The organism is Deinococcus misasensis DSM 22328, assembly GCF_000745915.1.
Classification (GTDB): domain Bacteria; phylum Deinococcota; class Deinococci; order Deinococcales; family Deinococcaceae; genus Deinococcus_C; species Deinococcus_C misasensis.
Genome location: NZ_JQKG01000029.1, coordinates 1 through 14,813 on the forward strand (window position 1 = coordinate 1; position 14,813 = coordinate 14,813).

Annotated in this window: 15 protein-coding genes; 7 read left to right on the forward strand and 8 right to left on the reverse strand. The window is 55.9% G+C overall.

Annotated elements, in window-relative coordinates:
* From Q371_RS16065 to Q371_RS16075, 3 genes are all read left to right on the forward strand, one after another.
* Nucleotides 1–181, forward strand: a 181-nt coding sequence (locus Q371_RS16065) for a ThiF family adenylyltransferase (protein ID WP_034342086.1), incomplete at its 5' end; no start/stop codon positions are given.
* A 178-nt stretch (nt 182–359) separates the two neighbouring features.
* Nucleotides 360–914 (forward strand): NUDIX domain-containing protein, encoded by a 555-nt coding sequence (locus Q371_RS16070; protein ID WP_034342088.1) that lies wholly within the window; start codon nt 360–362, stop codon nt 912–914.
* A 123-nt stretch (nt 915–1,037) separates the two neighbouring features.
* Nucleotides 1,038–1,319: an HU family DNA-binding protein gene (locus tag Q371_RS16075; protein ID WP_084571478.1), complete on the forward strand. Its 282-nt coding sequence runs from the start codon at nt 1,038–1,040 to the stop codon at nt 1,317–1,319.
* Between the two features lie 93 nt (nt 1,320–1,412).
* On the opposite strand, the gene Q371_RS16080 is transcribed toward Q371_RS16075, so the two are convergent.
* From Q371_RS16080 to Q371_RS16095, 4 genes are all read right to left on the reverse strand, one after another.
* Nucleotides 1,413–2,489 (reverse strand): aminopeptidase, encoded by a 1,077-nt coding sequence (locus tag Q371_RS16080; protein ID WP_034342089.1) that lies wholly within the window; start codon nt 2,487–2,489, stop codon nt 1,413–1,415.
* A gap of 121 nt (nt 2,490–2,610) precedes the next feature.
* Nucleotides 2,611–3,273 carry a hypothetical protein gene (locus tag Q371_RS16085; RefSeq protein ID WP_157442759.1) on the reverse strand — a complete coding sequence of 221 codons (663 nt, stop codon included), beginning with the start codon at nt 3,271–3,273 and terminating at the stop codon, nt 2,611–2,613.
* Nucleotides 3,274–3,581: 308 nt separating this feature from the next.
* Nucleotides 3,582–4,838: an NAD(P)/FAD-dependent oxidoreductase gene (locus tag Q371_RS16090; RefSeq protein WP_034342091.1), complete on the reverse strand. Its 1,257-nt coding sequence runs from the start codon at nt 4,836–4,838 to the stop codon at nt 3,582–3,584.
* A 153-nt stretch (nt 4,839–4,991) separates the two neighbouring features.
* Complete coding sequence (locus tag Q371_RS16095; protein ID WP_051964598.1) at nt 4,992–5,858, reverse strand: sulfurtransferase; 867 nt, start codon at nt 5,856–5,858, stop codon at nt 4,992–4,994.
* A 524-nt stretch (nt 5,859–6,382) separates the two neighbouring features.
* Here Q371_RS16095 and trpE point away from each other — a divergent pair.
* The 4 genes from trpE (at nt 6,383) to trpD (ending at nt 10,000) form a co-directional block, all read left to right on the forward strand.
* Entirely contained in the window at nt 6,383–7,783 is a 1,401-nt protein-coding gene (trpE, locus tag Q371_RS16100; RefSeq protein WP_034342092.1) for an anthranilate synthase component I, read from the forward strand.
* On the forward strand, nt 7,783–8,169 hold the full coding sequence (locus Q371_RS16105) for a tautomerase family protein (RefSeq protein ID WP_034342095.1): 387 nt from the start codon (nt 7,783–7,785) through the stop codon (nt 8,167–8,169). The genes trpE and Q371_RS16105 overlap by 1 nt, the downstream gene beginning before the upstream one ends.
* A 3-nt stretch (nt 8,170–8,172) precedes the next feature.
* A complete protein-coding gene (locus Q371_RS16110; RefSeq protein WP_034342097.1) occupies nt 8,173–8,751 on the forward strand; it encodes an anthranilate synthase component II in 579 nt (192 codons plus the stop codon).
* A 250-nt stretch (nt 8,752–9,001) separates the two neighbouring features.
* Complete coding sequence (trpD, locus tag Q371_RS16115) at nt 9,002–10,000, forward strand: anthranilate phosphoribosyltransferase (protein ID WP_034342100.1); 999 nt, start codon at nt 9,002–9,004, stop codon at nt 9,998–10,000.
* An 83-nt stretch (nt 10,001–10,083) separates the two neighbouring features.
* Here trpD and trhA read toward each other — a convergent pair whose 3' ends face one another.
* The 4 genes from trhA to Q371_RS16135 all read right to left on the reverse strand — a co-directional run bounded on the left by trhA (nt 10,084) and on the right by Q371_RS16135 (nt 14,769).
* Nucleotides 10,084–10,728 carry a PAQR family membrane homeostasis protein TrhA gene (gene trhA, locus Q371_RS16120; protein WP_034342101.1) on the reverse strand — a complete coding sequence of 215 codons (645 nt, stop codon included), beginning with the start codon at nt 10,726–10,728 and terminating at the stop codon, nt 10,084–10,086.
* 248 nt (nt 10,729–10,976) lie between these two features.
* Nucleotides 10,977–12,041, reverse strand: coding sequence for an NADH:flavin oxidoreductase/NADH oxidase (locus Q371_RS16125; RefSeq protein ID WP_034342102.1), 1,065 nt, complete (start codon nt 12,039–12,041; stop codon nt 10,977–10,979).
* A 327-nt stretch (nt 12,042–12,368) separates the two neighbouring features.
* Complete coding sequence (gene guaB / locus Q371_RS16130; RefSeq protein ID WP_034342103.1) at nt 12,369–13,832, reverse strand: IMP dehydrogenase; 1,464 nt, start codon at nt 13,830–13,832, stop codon at nt 12,369–12,371.
* A 193-nt stretch (nt 13,833–14,025) separates the two neighbouring features.
* On the reverse strand, nt 14,026–14,769 hold the full coding sequence (locus Q371_RS16135) for a sugar nucleotide-binding protein (RefSeq protein ID WP_051964600.1): 744 nt from the start codon (nt 14,767–14,769) through the stop codon (nt 14,026–14,028).
* Nucleotides 14,770–14,813 lie beyond the last annotated feature (44 nt).

The following is a 14,813-nucleotide window of genomic DNA, read 5'->3' on the forward strand; positions in this document are numbered from 1 at the left end:
CCCCCCAACACAAGACAACTGCGACACCATCGGCGTCATTGGCCCCATGCTGGGCATCGCAGGCAGCATGATGGCTCTGGAGGCCCTGAAAATCCTGACTGGACTGGGGACACCCTTGGTCGGGAAGCTCTGGACGTTTGATGCTCTGGAGGGGACGGCACGGGTTATTAAATTGCCTTGAGGCCGAGAGCCGAGAGCCGAGAGCCGAGAGCCGAGAGCCGAGAGCCGAGAGCCGAGAGCCGAGAGCATCTTGCAATACGTATAAAAACGAGTCAAGGGGATTTGTTTTTCCGAAAAGCTTTAGCCAAAGCTTTTTTGCCCTCGGCGGGGCAAAGCCCCTTCCGTTAAAATACCCCGAGATGGAATACGTATACGCTGTCCCCACTGTCCTGTTGCCCGCCCCTTCCAGCCAACTCCAGCCGGTCACCCCAGAGCTGTATACCCTGCTGTCCACCCGTGGGGTCTTTCTGCCCAGAGAGGAGGCTGAGCAGGACGAAACCCACCGTCAGGTGATTCCTTATGTGATCACAGAGCATGACGGTCAAATGCTGGTGATGCACCGCACCAAAGCAGGAGGAGACCAGAGGCTTCACCTGAAGTCCACCCTCGGGGTGGGAGGGCACATCAACCCCATTGATGGGGCCGAAGATCCCATTCAGGCAGGCTTGCAAAGGGAGCTTGAAGAGGAAATTGAGGCCAACATCACCCATCTGGAGTTGCTGGGCATGATCCTGATGGACGACACCCCGGTCTCTCGGGTGCACGTGGGTTTGTTGTACCGCGCCCAATCCGAAAATGCCCCTCTGGTGCGCGAAACCGAGAAGCTGCATGGAGAAATGCGTTCCAGACAGCAGATTCGCGATTTATTCGATGCACTCGAAAGTTGGAGCCAGTTGGCTTTTGAGGCGATGTAACGAAAAACGTCGTTTTTGCACCCGCCCGAGGCTCCGAAATTGATGTACCCAACGGCAAAAATGTGCTATATTCCAATGTGAGCCAACCACAAAGCTCAAAAATTCAGTTTCTTAGGAGTCGACATGGCAGAAAAAATTGCTAAGACCCAGCTCGTTGATTTGGTGGCTTCCAAAACCAACCTCAACAAGAAACAAGCAGGGGAAGCAATCAGCGCCCTGCTGGACAGTGTTGTTGAAGCCCTCAGAACCGGCAAAAGCGTCGGCCTCCCCGGCTTGGGCACCTTCAGTGTGACCCAGACCGCCGAGCGTCAGGGCGTGCGTCCCGGCACCAACGAGCGCATCACCATTCCCGCAGGGAAAAAAGTGCGCTTCAAAGTCGCCAGCACCCTCAAAACCGACCTCTAAGCCCGGGCGATTCACAATGAGAGAACCACAGCACATGCTGTGGTTCTCATTTTTTTGGTTTCTTGGATGGGTTTGCTGAGATTCTCTGTTTCCTTAAACGAACACCCCATCCCGCTGAAACACTTCCCCATCCAGCAGAATTTCTCCGCCAGAGCGCAAATCACAAATCATGTCCCAGTGGATGCTGCTCTGGTTGAGGCCACCCGTCTCGGGGTAACTGCTGCCCACCGCAAGGTGCACCGTTCCGCCGATTTTTTCATCGAAAAGGATGTTTTTGCTGGGGGTCTGGATGCCGTAATTGGTGCCAATCCCAATCTCCCCGAGGTAACGTGACCCTGCATCCACCTCAAGGGCGGCCTGCAGCACGTCGTTGCCCACATCGGCTCTGGCCTCCACCACTTTGCCATTTTCGAAGGTCAGGTGAATGCCTTGCACTTCCCTGCCCTGATACAGGGTGGGCAAGTCGTAATAGATGTGTCCATTGGCACTGGTTTCCAGAGGCCCGGTGAACACTTCGCCGCTGGGCATGTTGCGTTTCCCATCGCTGTTGGCCCAGACGCGGTCTTTGACGTTCAGGGTCAGGTCGGTGTTGGCATTCACAATGCGGATTTCTGAAGCCACTTTCAGACGTTCAATCAGTTGCGCCTGTCTTTCGCGCACCTCTGCCCACTTCTGCACGGGATCCTCATGGTCCAGAAACATGGCTTGCAGCACGAAACGCTGGTAATCATCGAAAGACATTCCTGCGGATTCTGCGGCATATTCTGTGGGAAACAAGGAAATGCACCATTTTTTCTGTCTGCGCAGTTCAGCCAGAGGGTTGAGGGTCTGGCTCCAGCGCTGCATCCGCTCTGGACGTCCGGATTTTCTGGGGGGCAACGGAGCGTCAATCCGCACAGATCCAGCAATGCCTTGCATCTCTTCCATGGCGCCCGGAGCCAGACTGGCCAGCACAGCATCGCTGGCATGTTCTGCAAATTCTGCAATCTGGTAAGGGAATTCCAGCTTCAGAACAGGTCGGGCACCCCTTTTCAGGATTTCACGGTGAAGGGCCTCCAGCACTGGCAAAGCATGGGTGTTTCCCTGAATCAGGATGGCTTCGTTTTCCTGCGCATTCATGCAGTATTCGGCCAGCAAACGGGCCTGTTTTTGAGCGAGTTCAAGGAGCATGGTCCAGAATCTAACATTTTTGCCTCGGGTCGGGCAAACCGATCAAGAGTTCACAGTTTGCAGTTCACAGTCAACAGCAAGAGGGTTGCAGATGATGCAACCCCTTCTGCTGCCCTCAACCTCACTGCGCGTTGCCAAACCGTCCCAGAAAGTTCTGAATGGGCTTGACCAGATCCGCCGAGATGGTGTTCAGCAGGTCTGCATCTGGCTGAATTTTCCAGACCCCTTGCACTTTCTTGAGGTTCATTTTTCCGGTGTAATCGAAACGCTCCAGTTTGGTGTCCTTGCTGGCATCGTTGATGATGTCCTGCAACACCTGCTCTGGGGTGGTTTGTCCAGAGAGCACTGCAGGCAAATTGCGGGTCACTGCAGAGGTCCACTTCTGGGCCAACCCCTTGGCAAGGTGCACATTGGACAGTTTGAGGTTCACCACAGCGGTGTCCCCCTGCACTTGCGTGCTGCCCACTGTGAAGGCCAGTTTGCCGTATAAGGCTTCTGAAAGGCTGTTGTTGTCCAGCAAGGCACTGTAAATGGCATTCTGTGCCGTGTTCCATTCGCTCATGCGGTCCACGGCCTGAGACAGGTTGCCTGACTGGAGGGACTTCAGGAACTCACCAGAGACTTTCGCAGGACCAGAGAGCTTGCTCACATCGGTGCTCTGGGGCACAGGGTTGAGGGGTTGGTTTGCGTTGGGTTGGGTTGCGTTGTTGCTCTGGTTTTCTTCGGCACGCTTGCACGCCACCAGGGTGGACACACACAACAGGACCAGACATAAGTTTTTCATGTTCATGGTTTCAGGGTAGAGGGTTTCTGGATGGGTTCGATGAATTTGCAGTGGGGGATACAAAGGGTCGGGCAGTTGTAGAGTGCAATGCGTGCCTCGCCCGAGAGCCGAGCGGCCCAGCGCGAAACTGGCCGTCCAGTGAGCGCGTAGTGGGGCCAAGACAGAGCCGAGAGCCGAGAGCCGAGAGCCGAGAGCCGAGAGCCGAGAGCATCATGCTGTACGTCCAGAAAATCGTCAAGGGGAACTGTAGGGGCGAGGCATGCCTCGCCCCTCTATGCATCAGCCAAAGCTTTTTTAGCCCTCGGCCCTTACCCCCCCATTGGTCTGGAGAGCGCCTGAATGTCTCCCAGAATCGCTGCTGCTGCCTGCTCTCCGCTTTCCATGGCCCCCTGAATGCTGCTCAGGCGGGTGGCCTCTGAAGCAATCCAGACCCTTTCCAGAGGGGATTTCATGGGGGTCAAGTGGTCCATGAAGCCGACATCCTGTGCAAACTGGCCGTAAGCAATGTGCTGGATTTTGACCACGTTCAGTTCTCCGGTCTGAACCCCATACCAGTGCTCCAGTTCTTGCAGGACGCTGGAGAGCATCAGGTTGTCGTTGTCAAAGTTGGCCCTGAGCACCGACACACTCAGCAAATGTTTGCCATTGGGAGCGTAAGGTCCCACATTGGACAGCCAGAGGGCATTGTTGATGACCCCCTCATCAGAAGCGAGGATCAGTTTGCGGCTCTGGTCCAGCAAGGTCTCGCTGGAGAAATACACGTAAGAACTGCCCACATGCCCTTGAGGGGTTTTTGCACCCACGAGCCTGCGAAGCTCTGGTGGATCGGTGGCCACCACCACCTGATCGGCTTCCAGCGTTCCTTCAGGGGTGTAGACCTTCACACTGTGGCCGGAAGATTCCAGAGCCGTGACGGTGGTGTTCAGTTTGACGTTCAGTCCTCTGGCAAGTTGTTCGGGGATGGCCTGCATGCCTTCTCTGGGAATCGCCACCTGTCCAGAGAGCATCATGCGGTAGTAGTACTTGAAAAGCCTGCTGGATGTGGCCAGGTCACGCTTCAGGAAAATGCCCCCAAAGAAAGGCTTGAAGAAAGCTTCAATTGCACTTTCGCTGAAACCAAAATCCTGCAGGAAAGTCAGGGTGGAGGTTTCCGGTTCACGGAAAAAGCGGTGCACCTCTCCCTGTCCGATGTCCAGACTGAGTTTGAGCACCAGTGTTTTGTCTTTGAGGTTCAGGTGGGGGCTCTGGAGGCTTTTGAGGGCATCTGCTGGAAGCCGGAGGGGATCTCCAACCACACTCACCTGAGACTGTGAACGGATGACCGCTCCGGGTTCCAGATACCGCAAATCCAGCGCTTCCAGATTGAGGTTGCGTTTCACGGCAGGATATCCAGTGAACAGCACCTGAAATCCGTGGTCGATGGTGAAACCCTGTTCGACAGAAGTGCGAACCCGACCTCCAATTGCGCTGGATTTTTCCAGCACCGTGACCTGCTTTCCTGCCCTTTTCAGAATGCGTGCAGCAGTGAGTCCTGCCAGTCCTGCACCGATGACAATGACGTTCATGTGGCCTCCAAGATGGAACCATCATATGCAGTTTGGGGGGTGGATGGGGAGTGTTGGGGGTTACAGGGGAGGGTGTCGAAGGCAGAAAGCGGAAGGTAGAAGGTCAAAAAAGCCTTTGCTGCTGACCCAATCCTTCTCCTCTACTTCTGTCTGTCAACTGTCGACGGGAACCTGTGAACGGTCCAGAGTGGCTTCTCCAGTTTCCACGTCATGCTCGGGGTAACTGACCCAGTCAGAGTACGATCCAGCATACAGACGGTGAGGAATCCCAAGTTCATGGAACACCAATGCATTGTGGGCTGCAGAGACCCCAGAGCCGCAGTACAGGATTTTTTCCTCTGGTCCTGTCAGGTCCTGATACTGTTCCTTTAAGGCTTCAAGGCTTTTGAATTTGCCGTTGTCGAGGTTTTTTCCAAAGGGACGGTTGATGGCTCCGGGGATGTGGCCAGGAATGCGGTCGATGGGTTCGATGTCGCCACGGTAGCGCTCAGGGGCTCTGGCATCAATCAGGAGGACATCCGAACGGTCTTTGACGGTACGGACCTCCTCCACACTGGCCAGCAATTCTGAACGGGGGGTGCCTGTCAGCTTGCCTTTGGCAAAACTGGGAACCTTGGTTTCCAGAGAAAACCCGGCTTCCAGCCACGCCTGAATGCCTCCATCCAGCAGTTGCACATTTTCATGGCCGATGTACTTGAGCAGCCACCAGACACGGGCTGCAAACATGCCTCCAGCATCGTCATAGGCAACCACACGGGTTCCGTCACTGACCCCAATGTGCTCAAACACCTGTTTGATGTGCTGCACACTCGGGTAAGGATGGCGGCCCCCATGCTTGCTTTTGGGGCCCGAGAGATCGTGTTCCAGATCAAGGCGCACCGCGTTGGGCAGGTGCCCCTCTGCATATTTGGTGGCCCCGTAATGGTGGTCCATCAGGTTGGACCGCACATCAATGATGCGCAGTTTTGGCTCGAACACCTTGGCGAACAGCTCTTTGGCGGACACCCAGTTCTTTGGCATAGGGTCATTGTACTTGGCTGAAGGCAGAAGGCTGAAGGCGGTTTGAGGGCTTGACCAGCATTGCCCAGTTGCCGAGGGCCGAGGGCCCAGAGCCGAGAGCATCGTGATCTTCCGTAAAAAAAAGTGGTCAAGGGGAATTGTAGGGGCGAGCGTGCAGAGGGACCAAATTGCGCTCCCTCATTTTGCAAAAGAAGGCATGCCTCGCACTGCAATGCTTTTGCCGAAGTTCTTTTGCCCTCGGCCCTCGGCTCTGGGCCCTCGGCATCTACCCTTCTGCCTTCTGCCTTCTGCCTTCTGCCTTCTGCCTTGGCCATTGTTTGCCCTCGGCATCAGACCCTCGGCTTATACAACCCTTGCGAAAAACCTCTCAGGTCAGGTAACCTTGAAGCCAAGATGTTAAGCCATACTGCGAAAGCCAACTGGTGGTGGACTCCCTGAACTCGGGAGGACGTCAGGCTTTTGCTCTTACCCCCGAGGAAACAGACCTCGGGGGTTTCGTTTGAAGGTGTTCTGGGAGGAAGAAGATGCAAGTGTATTACCGGGAAATCCATGCCGATCTTGAAACACCCGTCAGTGCTTACCTGAAAGTGGCCTCGGGCAGCACCCACAGCTTCCTTCTGGAAAGCGTTGAAGGCGGCGAACGCAGCGCCCGTTATTCCTTTCTGGGTGTGGGTGCACAGGGAAAATTCATTGCCCGTGGGCACAACGTCACCTTGGAGGGGGCTTTTGGGAATGAAACCCTGTTTGTGCAGGACCCTCTGGCCTTGCTCTATGAAAAAACCATCCACCCTGAGATTCAGGTTCCAAATGGCCTGCCTGCTTTCGTGGGCGGAGCGGTGGGTTACGCTTCCTACGATGTGATCCGCCTGTACGAAAAACTCCCAGAGACCAATCCCGACGAACTGAACCTGCCCGATGTGGAGTTCATGGTGCCGGATGCCGTGGTGGTGTTTGACCACGTCAAGCACCGGCTTTTTGTGGTGACGGTGCGGGAAAACGAAGAAGAAGCGCAGGGCGTGCTGGATGATCTGGTCAAGAAACTCCGCGCGCCCTTGTCTTTTGTGCCCGGCAGTGAACCCGCTCCAGAGCATGCCGTGTGGGAAAGCAATTTCACCAAAGAAGATTACATGAAAGCCGTGGAGAAGTGCGTCGAGTACATCCACGCCGGAGACGCTTTTCAGGTGGTGCCTTCTCAGCGGTTCTCTGCAAAACTGACCACCCATCCTTTTGCCATTTACCGTGCCCTGCGGTCTGTGAATCCCAGCCCTTACCTCGGATTCATTCAGTTCCCCAATGTAACCCTGGTGGCCTCCAGTCCAGAGAGCCTCTGCAAGAGTGATGGGGTCTCCATCGCCACCATGCCCATTGCAGGAACCCGCAAACGCGGCGTCACCCCAGAGGAAGACCTCGCTCTGGAACAGGAACTGCTGGCCGATGAGAAAGAACGCGCCGAGCACCTGATGCTGGTGGACCTCGGGCGCAACGATCTGGGACGGGTCGCCAGATACGGCTCGGTGAAAGTGAAAGACGCCTTCCGCGTGGAGCGTTACAGCCATGTGATGCACATCGTTTCCACTGTCGAAGCCGAACTGGCTGAAGGCAAAACCCCACTGCATGCTCTGGCCTCCACCCTGCCCATGGGAACGCTCTCTGGAGCACCCAAAATCCGGGCCATGGAGATCATTGAAGAGGTGGAACCTGTGCGCAGAGGCCCTTATGGGGGTTCTTTCGGATACATTGCCCTGAACGGCAGCATGGACATGGCCCTCACCCTCAGGACCGCAGTGATTGCCAACGGCAAAGTGCACATTCAAGCTGGAGGTGGCGTGGTGGCAGACTCCGACCCCGAGTTTGAGTATCTCGAAACCATGAACAAATCTGCAGCCCTCAAACGCGCCGTGGAAATGGCAGAAAAAGGGCTCTGATGGCCAACATCAAGATCTATGGACACCAAGCTTTTCTGATGGCCAACAAAGAGGTCCTCTCTGAAGCCATCCATAAAGCCGTGGTGAAAGCCCTGCAATATCCTCTGGACAAGAAATTCCAGCGTTTCTTTCCCCTCGAAGAAGGCTTTTTCATCCATCCCGAGGACAGAAGCGAGAAATACCTTGATCTTGAAATCCACATGTTTGAGGGGCGCAGCGAAAGCACCAAACGCCTGCTCATCGAACAGCTTTTCATCGAACTGGAAGAGGTCGGGGTCACACGGCAAGATGTGGAAGTGATCCTGATTGAAACGCCCAGAGTCAACTGGGGCATCCGGGGCAAAAACGGCGCAGACCTGATGCTCAACTACAAGGTAGAGGTGTAAACCATGAAAGTGCTGGTCATCGACAATTACGACAGTTTCACCTACAACATCGTGCAATACCTCGGGGAATTTGGCATTGAAGCAGACGTCTGGAGAAACGACCAGTTCGAGCTTTCCGACATCGAAAAACTGGCACCCGACCGCATCATCATCTCCCCCGGTCCCTGCACCCCCAGCGAAGCCGGACTCAGCATCCCGGTCATTGAGACCTACGCTTCCAGAATCCCGATCCTCGGGGTATGCCTCGGACACCAGAGCATGGGACAGGCCTTTGGTGGGCGTGTGGTGCGCGCCAAACACATCATGCACGGCAAAATGTCACGCATCGAGCACAACCAGAAGGGTCTTTTTGACGGCATCCCGGACAACATTCAGGTGACCCGCTACCACTCTCTGGTCGTCGAAGACCTCCCCGAGGTCCTTGAAGCCACCGCATGGACCACCGAGGTGGACGGCAGCAAAACCCTGATGGCCCTGCGCCACAAAACCTACCCCATGCATGGGGTGCAGTTTCACCCGGAGTCCATTGCCAGTGAGCATGGGCACCAGATGCTGAAGAATTTTCTGGATGATCCGTATTGAGGGGAGTAGGGGCGAGGCATGCCTCGCCCCTTGCCGAGGGCCCAGAGCCGAGGGCATCGTGCTGTGCGTCCAGAAAATGGTCAAGGGAATTCAATGTATGGGCGCAGCGTGCTGCGCCCGAAAAGCCAGAGCAAAGGCTTTATGTTTGCCCTCGGCTCTCGGCTTTCCTTTTTGCGCAGCCCCAAACCCACCATCTAGCCCTCACCTTCCCACCCCCCACCCCGAGCCCTAAAATCAATTGAGGTCTTTCATGCTTCAGAAACTGTTGTCCGGTCAGGTCCTGACTTTCGATGAAGCCGCACAGTTCATGCGGCAGGTGATGAGCGATCAGGTGAGCCCGGTGCGCCTGTCCGCCGCTCTGGCAGCGCTCAGGGTGCGCGGCGAGGCCCCCGAGGAAATCGCAGGTTTTGCCTCCACCATGCGCGAACTCGCCATCCCCGTGAAGGTGAAAGCCCCGCTGGTGATGGACATTGTGGGCACTGGTGGAGACAGCGAAAACCCCTTCAACATTTCCACCACCACCATTTTTGTGGTCTCCACAGCAGGGGTCACCGTGGCAAAGCACGGGAACCGCGCAGCTTCCAGCAAATCTGGCAGTGCCGATCTGCTTGAGGCGTGCGGCGTGAACCTGAACGCTTCCCCGGAGACCATTGAGAAAGCCATCAACACGGTGGGTGTGGGTTTCCTGTTCGCCCGAAGTTACCATCCAGCCATGCGTTTTGCTGCCCCTGTGCGTGCAGAACTGGGGGTCAGGACGGTATTCAATTTGCTGGGTCCCCTCACCAACCCGGCCCGGCCCACCCATCAGGTGGTCGGGGTGTCCAGCCCTCATCTGGTGCCAGTGTTTGCTCAGGTCTTGCAAAAACTCGGGCTCAAACGGGGCATCGTGGTGTATGGGGATGGCCTCGATGAGTTCACCACCTGCGGTCCCAACCTTGTGGCCGAACTCAAAGACGGTGAAATCCACGAATACACCCTCGAACCCGAGAGTGTGGGCCTGCGTTGCGCAGGCAAAACCGAAATTCAGGGCGGAGACGCCCAGCACAATGCAGAAATCACCAGAGCTGTGCTCGGAGGTCAGGGCACACAGGCGCAGCGGGACATTGTGGCTTTAAACGCCGGAATTGCCCTTTATGTCTCTGGTCAGCAGGACTCCATTCAGGCTGGTATTCAGAAAGCTTTTGAAGTGCTGGACTCTGGTGAGGCCCTGCAAAAACTGCAGGCTTACGCAGCTTTGACCCAGCAGTAACCTTTACCCCCTGCTTCTCGCAAGCTCGAAGCTGTCCCCCTGATCAAGGGGGACAGTTGCAAGTGAAACGCGCAACAGGGGGATTAAACCACTCGGGTCAGGTAAAACATGGTCACTGCGTGGCTCGCCGTTCCACCCAGCACGAACAGGTGCCAGATTTCGTGGAAACCAAAGACTCCGGGAATGGGATTCAGGCGCTTGGTGGCGTAAATCACCGCTCCAATCGAGTAAAACACCCCACCAATGGCCAGCCAGACCAGAGGGGGCCAGGAAAACTGGGCCAGCAACTGGGGCATCAGGAACACGCTCATCCAGCCCATGGCCAGATACAGCACCGTGGACACCCAGCGGGGCAGTTTCATGGTGATCAGCTTGAGGGTCACTCCGGCCAGAGCCACCCCCCACACAATGACCATGGTCCAGAGCCTCCAGGGGCCATCCAGAGCCAGCATCGCAATGGGGGTATAACTGCCTGCAATCAGCACAAAAATGGCACTGTGGTCCAGTTTCCTGAGCCAGAGCAGCACTTTTTCTTTGACATGAAAGGTGTGGTACGAAGCGCTGGCCAGATACAGCAAGAACATGCTGAGCCCGAAAATCAGGAACGGCCACCAGTGAACCCCTCCCTTGTAGGCAAAGATGCACAACAGGACCGTCAGGATGACAGCTTTACCCGCCCCCACCCAGTGGGTGATGGCATTGATGGGTTCACGAAGGTACTTCAACATACATTCATGATAACCTTAAACCCGGTTTAAATTGTGTGTCAGACATGTGGATGGGTAGACCACTTGCATGATGGGTAAACCATTTTGACAGAAGATTTTAGAGGGCGTGCCTTGCCTTTTGCCGAGAGCATATTGCAATACGTACCAGAGAGGGTCAAGGAAAAATGTAGCGGCGAGGCGTGCCTCGCCTTCTGTGCTTTAGCCAAAGCTTTATAAGCCCTCGGTCCTATGCTCTTGGCCCTCAGCATTCACCATGCCCGACCATACTGCTTGGGCACATCGGGCTTCAGACCAAGCGCTTTGGCAGCCCTCTGGGGCCAGTGTGGATCCCTCAGGAAAGCCCGAGCCAGCAAGACCACATCGGCCTGACCTGTCACCAAAATTTGCTCGGCTTGCTCGGGTTCAGAAATCATGCCAACAGCACCTGTGGGGATGCCTACCTCGCGCTTGATCTGTTCGGCAAAACGCACCTGATAACCAGGACCCACCGGGATTTTTGCACCCATCACGTTGCCGCCTGTAGAGCAGTCCACAAGGTCCACTCCAGCTTCTTTAAGATGACGGGAAAGTTCCACGCTCTCCTCTGCCGTCCAGCCTCCTTCCACCCAATCGGTGGCACTGATGCGCACCCAGAGCGAAAGCTCTTGTGGAATGGCTGCTTTGATGGCCTGAGTGATTTCCAGCAGCAAACGCATACGGTTTTCCAGAGGCCCGCCGTACAGGTCGGTCCTGTGGTTGCTGATGGGAGACAGGAACTCGTGCAGGAGGTAACCGTGTGCAGCATGGATTTCCAGCACCTCGAACCCAGCTTTGACTGCACGCAGCGCTGCCTCCACCCATTTGTCTTTGAGGTCCTGAATCTCTGGGATGGTCAATTCATGGGGCACCAACCAGCCATCCGTAAACGGCAACGCACTTGGGCCAACCACCTCCCAGCCGCCTTCCTCTGGAGTGAGCACCCCTTTCCCAGAGTCCCATGGGGAACGTGTACCGGCTTTGCGCCCGGCGTGGGCCAACTGAATTCCGGCCACCGAGCCCTGTCCTTTGATGAACTGCACAATCCGGCTCAGGGCTTCTGCCTGTCCGTCTTCCCAGATGCCCATGTCCAGCGGACTGATGCGGCCCTCTGGCACCACCGCGGTGGCTTCCATGATCACCAGACCTGCTCCGCCAGAAGCGTAAGACCCGAGGTGCACCAGATGCCAGTCGGTGGGATAACCGTTTTCTGAGCTGTACTGGCACATCGGGCTGACGGCAATGCGGTTTTTCAATGTGACGCCTTGAAAGGTGATGGGAGAAAAAAGCTGGCTCATGGGGTATGTCATAACCCGGATGGGGGGAGGGGAAAAAGGATCTGGGTTACCAATGGGCAAGTGTAGGGCTTGGCGTGCCTCGCCCTTTTGCCGAGAGCCGAGAGCCGAGAGCCGAGAGCCGAGAGCCGAGAGCATCCTGCTGTACCCGTCAGAAAAGGTCAAGGGAAGCTGTAGGGGCGTAGCGTGCTACGCCCAATGGGAGGCATCTCGAACAACATCCTGTAGGGGCGAGGCATGCCTCGCCCTCTATGCTTTAGCCAAAGCTTTTTTGCCCTCGGCCCTTGGCACTCAGCAAAGAAACAGCCGGGCTTCGCCCGGCTGTTTCTTTTACTTGCTGTAATTCGGCGACTCTTTGGTGATCGTCACATCGTGGGGGTGGGATTCGATCAGACCGGCCATGGTGATGCGGACAAACTGGGCATCCCGTTTGAGGGCCTCGATGTCAGGCGCACCACAGTACCCCATGGCTGCACGCAGACCGCCGACCACCTGATAGATCACTTCTCCAGCAGAGCCTTTGTAGGCCACAATGCCTTCGATGCCTTCTGGAACGAATTTTTTGGTTCCAGATTGGAAGTAGCGGTCGCTGGAACCTTTGTTCATGGCCCCTTCAGAGCCCATGCCCCGGTAGGTTTTGAAGCGGCGGCCTTCACGCAGGATCAGTTCGCCGGGAGCTTCGTCGGTTCCGGCGAGCATGCTGCCCATCATGACCACGCTGGCTCCGGCCACGATGGCTTTGGGCACATCTCCGGTTTGCTTGATGCCACCGTCTGCAATGATCGGAACCCCATGCTCCAGAGCAGCCTGTGCAGCTTCAAACACGGCACTGACCTGAGGCACCCCCACACCAGTCACCACCCGGGTGGTGCAGATGCTGCCGGGTCCAATCCCAACTTTCACACCGTCTGCACCGGCCTTGATCAGGTCCAGCGTGCCTTCTGCGGTGGCCACGTTGCCTGCAATCACATCCACCTGAAAGCGGGCCTTGATCATTTTCAGCACGTCAATGATGCCTTTAGAGTGCCCGTGGGCACTGTCCAGCACCAGCACGTCTGCACCTGCAGCCACCAGAGCGGCAGCACGCTCTTCAACATCTGGACTGACCCCGATGGCGGCAGCCACCAGCAAGCGACCATATTTGTCTTTGGCCGCATGGGGGTACTTGATCTTTTTCATGATGTCTTTGATGGTGATGAGGCCGGTCAGTTTGAAGCTTTCATCCACCACCAACAGTTTTTCGATGCGGTGCTGCTTGAAGATTTGCTCGGCCTGTTCGAGGGTGGTGCCCACGGGAACGGTCACGAGGTTCTCTTTGGTCATCACATCCGAAACCGACAGGCTGTAATCGGTGACGAACCGCATGTCACGGTTGGTGATGATCCCGATCAGTTTGCCATTGTCTTCCACAATGGGCACACCAGAGATGCGGTATTCACCCATCAGTTTTTCTGCGTCTCCGACGGTGGCGGTGATGGGCAGGGTGATGGGATCGGTGATCATGCCCGCTTCAGAGCGTTTGACCTTGCGAACCATCTCGGCCTGATCGTGGATGGGCATGTTTTTGTGGATCACCCCGATGCCACCCTCTCTGGCCATGGTGACGGCCATCTGGGTTTCGGTCACGGTGTCCATCGCGGCGCTGATCAAGGGAATGTTCAGCGTGATGTTTTTGGTGAGGCGTGTTTTCACGCTCACCTGATTGGGAAGCACTTCGGAGTACCTGGGGACAAGCAGGACGTCGTCGTAGGTGATGCCTTCTTTGCCGAATTTGTACTGGAACGCGTCACTCATATTGCAGGCAAGTATAACGCTTTTGGCTCAGGTGAGATCAGGGATGCCGCCCATACACCTAGCCCAATTCGGGAAATCGTTTGTGGTGTTAACATCCTATCCGAAGAATTTCGGAAATGCTATTGGAAATTGTGAATCCAGTCTGCAGACTTCATGACTGAAAACTTTGGAATCACTCAAAATGTCCGACGGGTCAACCCAATCGGTCTTCCAGAGGTCGGATCAGCCCTTCATGGCCTGCCAGCCTCTGGTCATGACGGTATCCCTCGATGGGCACCACATCCCAATTGCGATCAAATTTGTGTTTGAGGGCCAGAACCACCTGATCAAACGTCCAGCCATCTCTGGCATTGCCGTCCAGATGGTACACCCCGCCCTGATCCATCTGGATGAGCTTCCAGAGGCTTTCTGCGGTGTCTTCCATGAAAGAGCAGGCAGGCTTCCAGAGGGTGCTGGCTTCAATTTTTCCTTCACGTTCCTGCCACTGGTCCAGATGGGCCAGCATGTTGTTTCCCTGTCCTGAAGGGTCAATTTGCCAGCCAATCCGGGCGATGTTGGCTTGGGGGTTCGCCTGCAAAATGGCATCCTCACAACGCACCTTATACGTACCATAGCCATCTTTTTCAGTTCTGGGATCCTGCGGATGGTGGGGACCGTCGGGCACATCATCAAACACCATCACAGTGCTGGTGAAAACAAAAGGAATCTGCTGCTGTGCAGCATGCCCAGCCAGCAAAGCCGCCCAGTTTTCACTGCCCATTGCCAGATGGACAATGGCCTGTGGGTTCAAAGATTGCAGGTGGATTTCAGAAGCCGTCAGGTCCTCTGGACTCACACTCTGGCGGTCCCAACCCAGAATTTCTGCTCCCTGAGATTCAAAAAACCGGGCCACCACAGGGCCCAGTGTGCCATTCCGTCCGGTGATCAATACGCGCATGGGAACTCCTCGGGAAAACATTTGCTGAAACTATAGCACGGTGA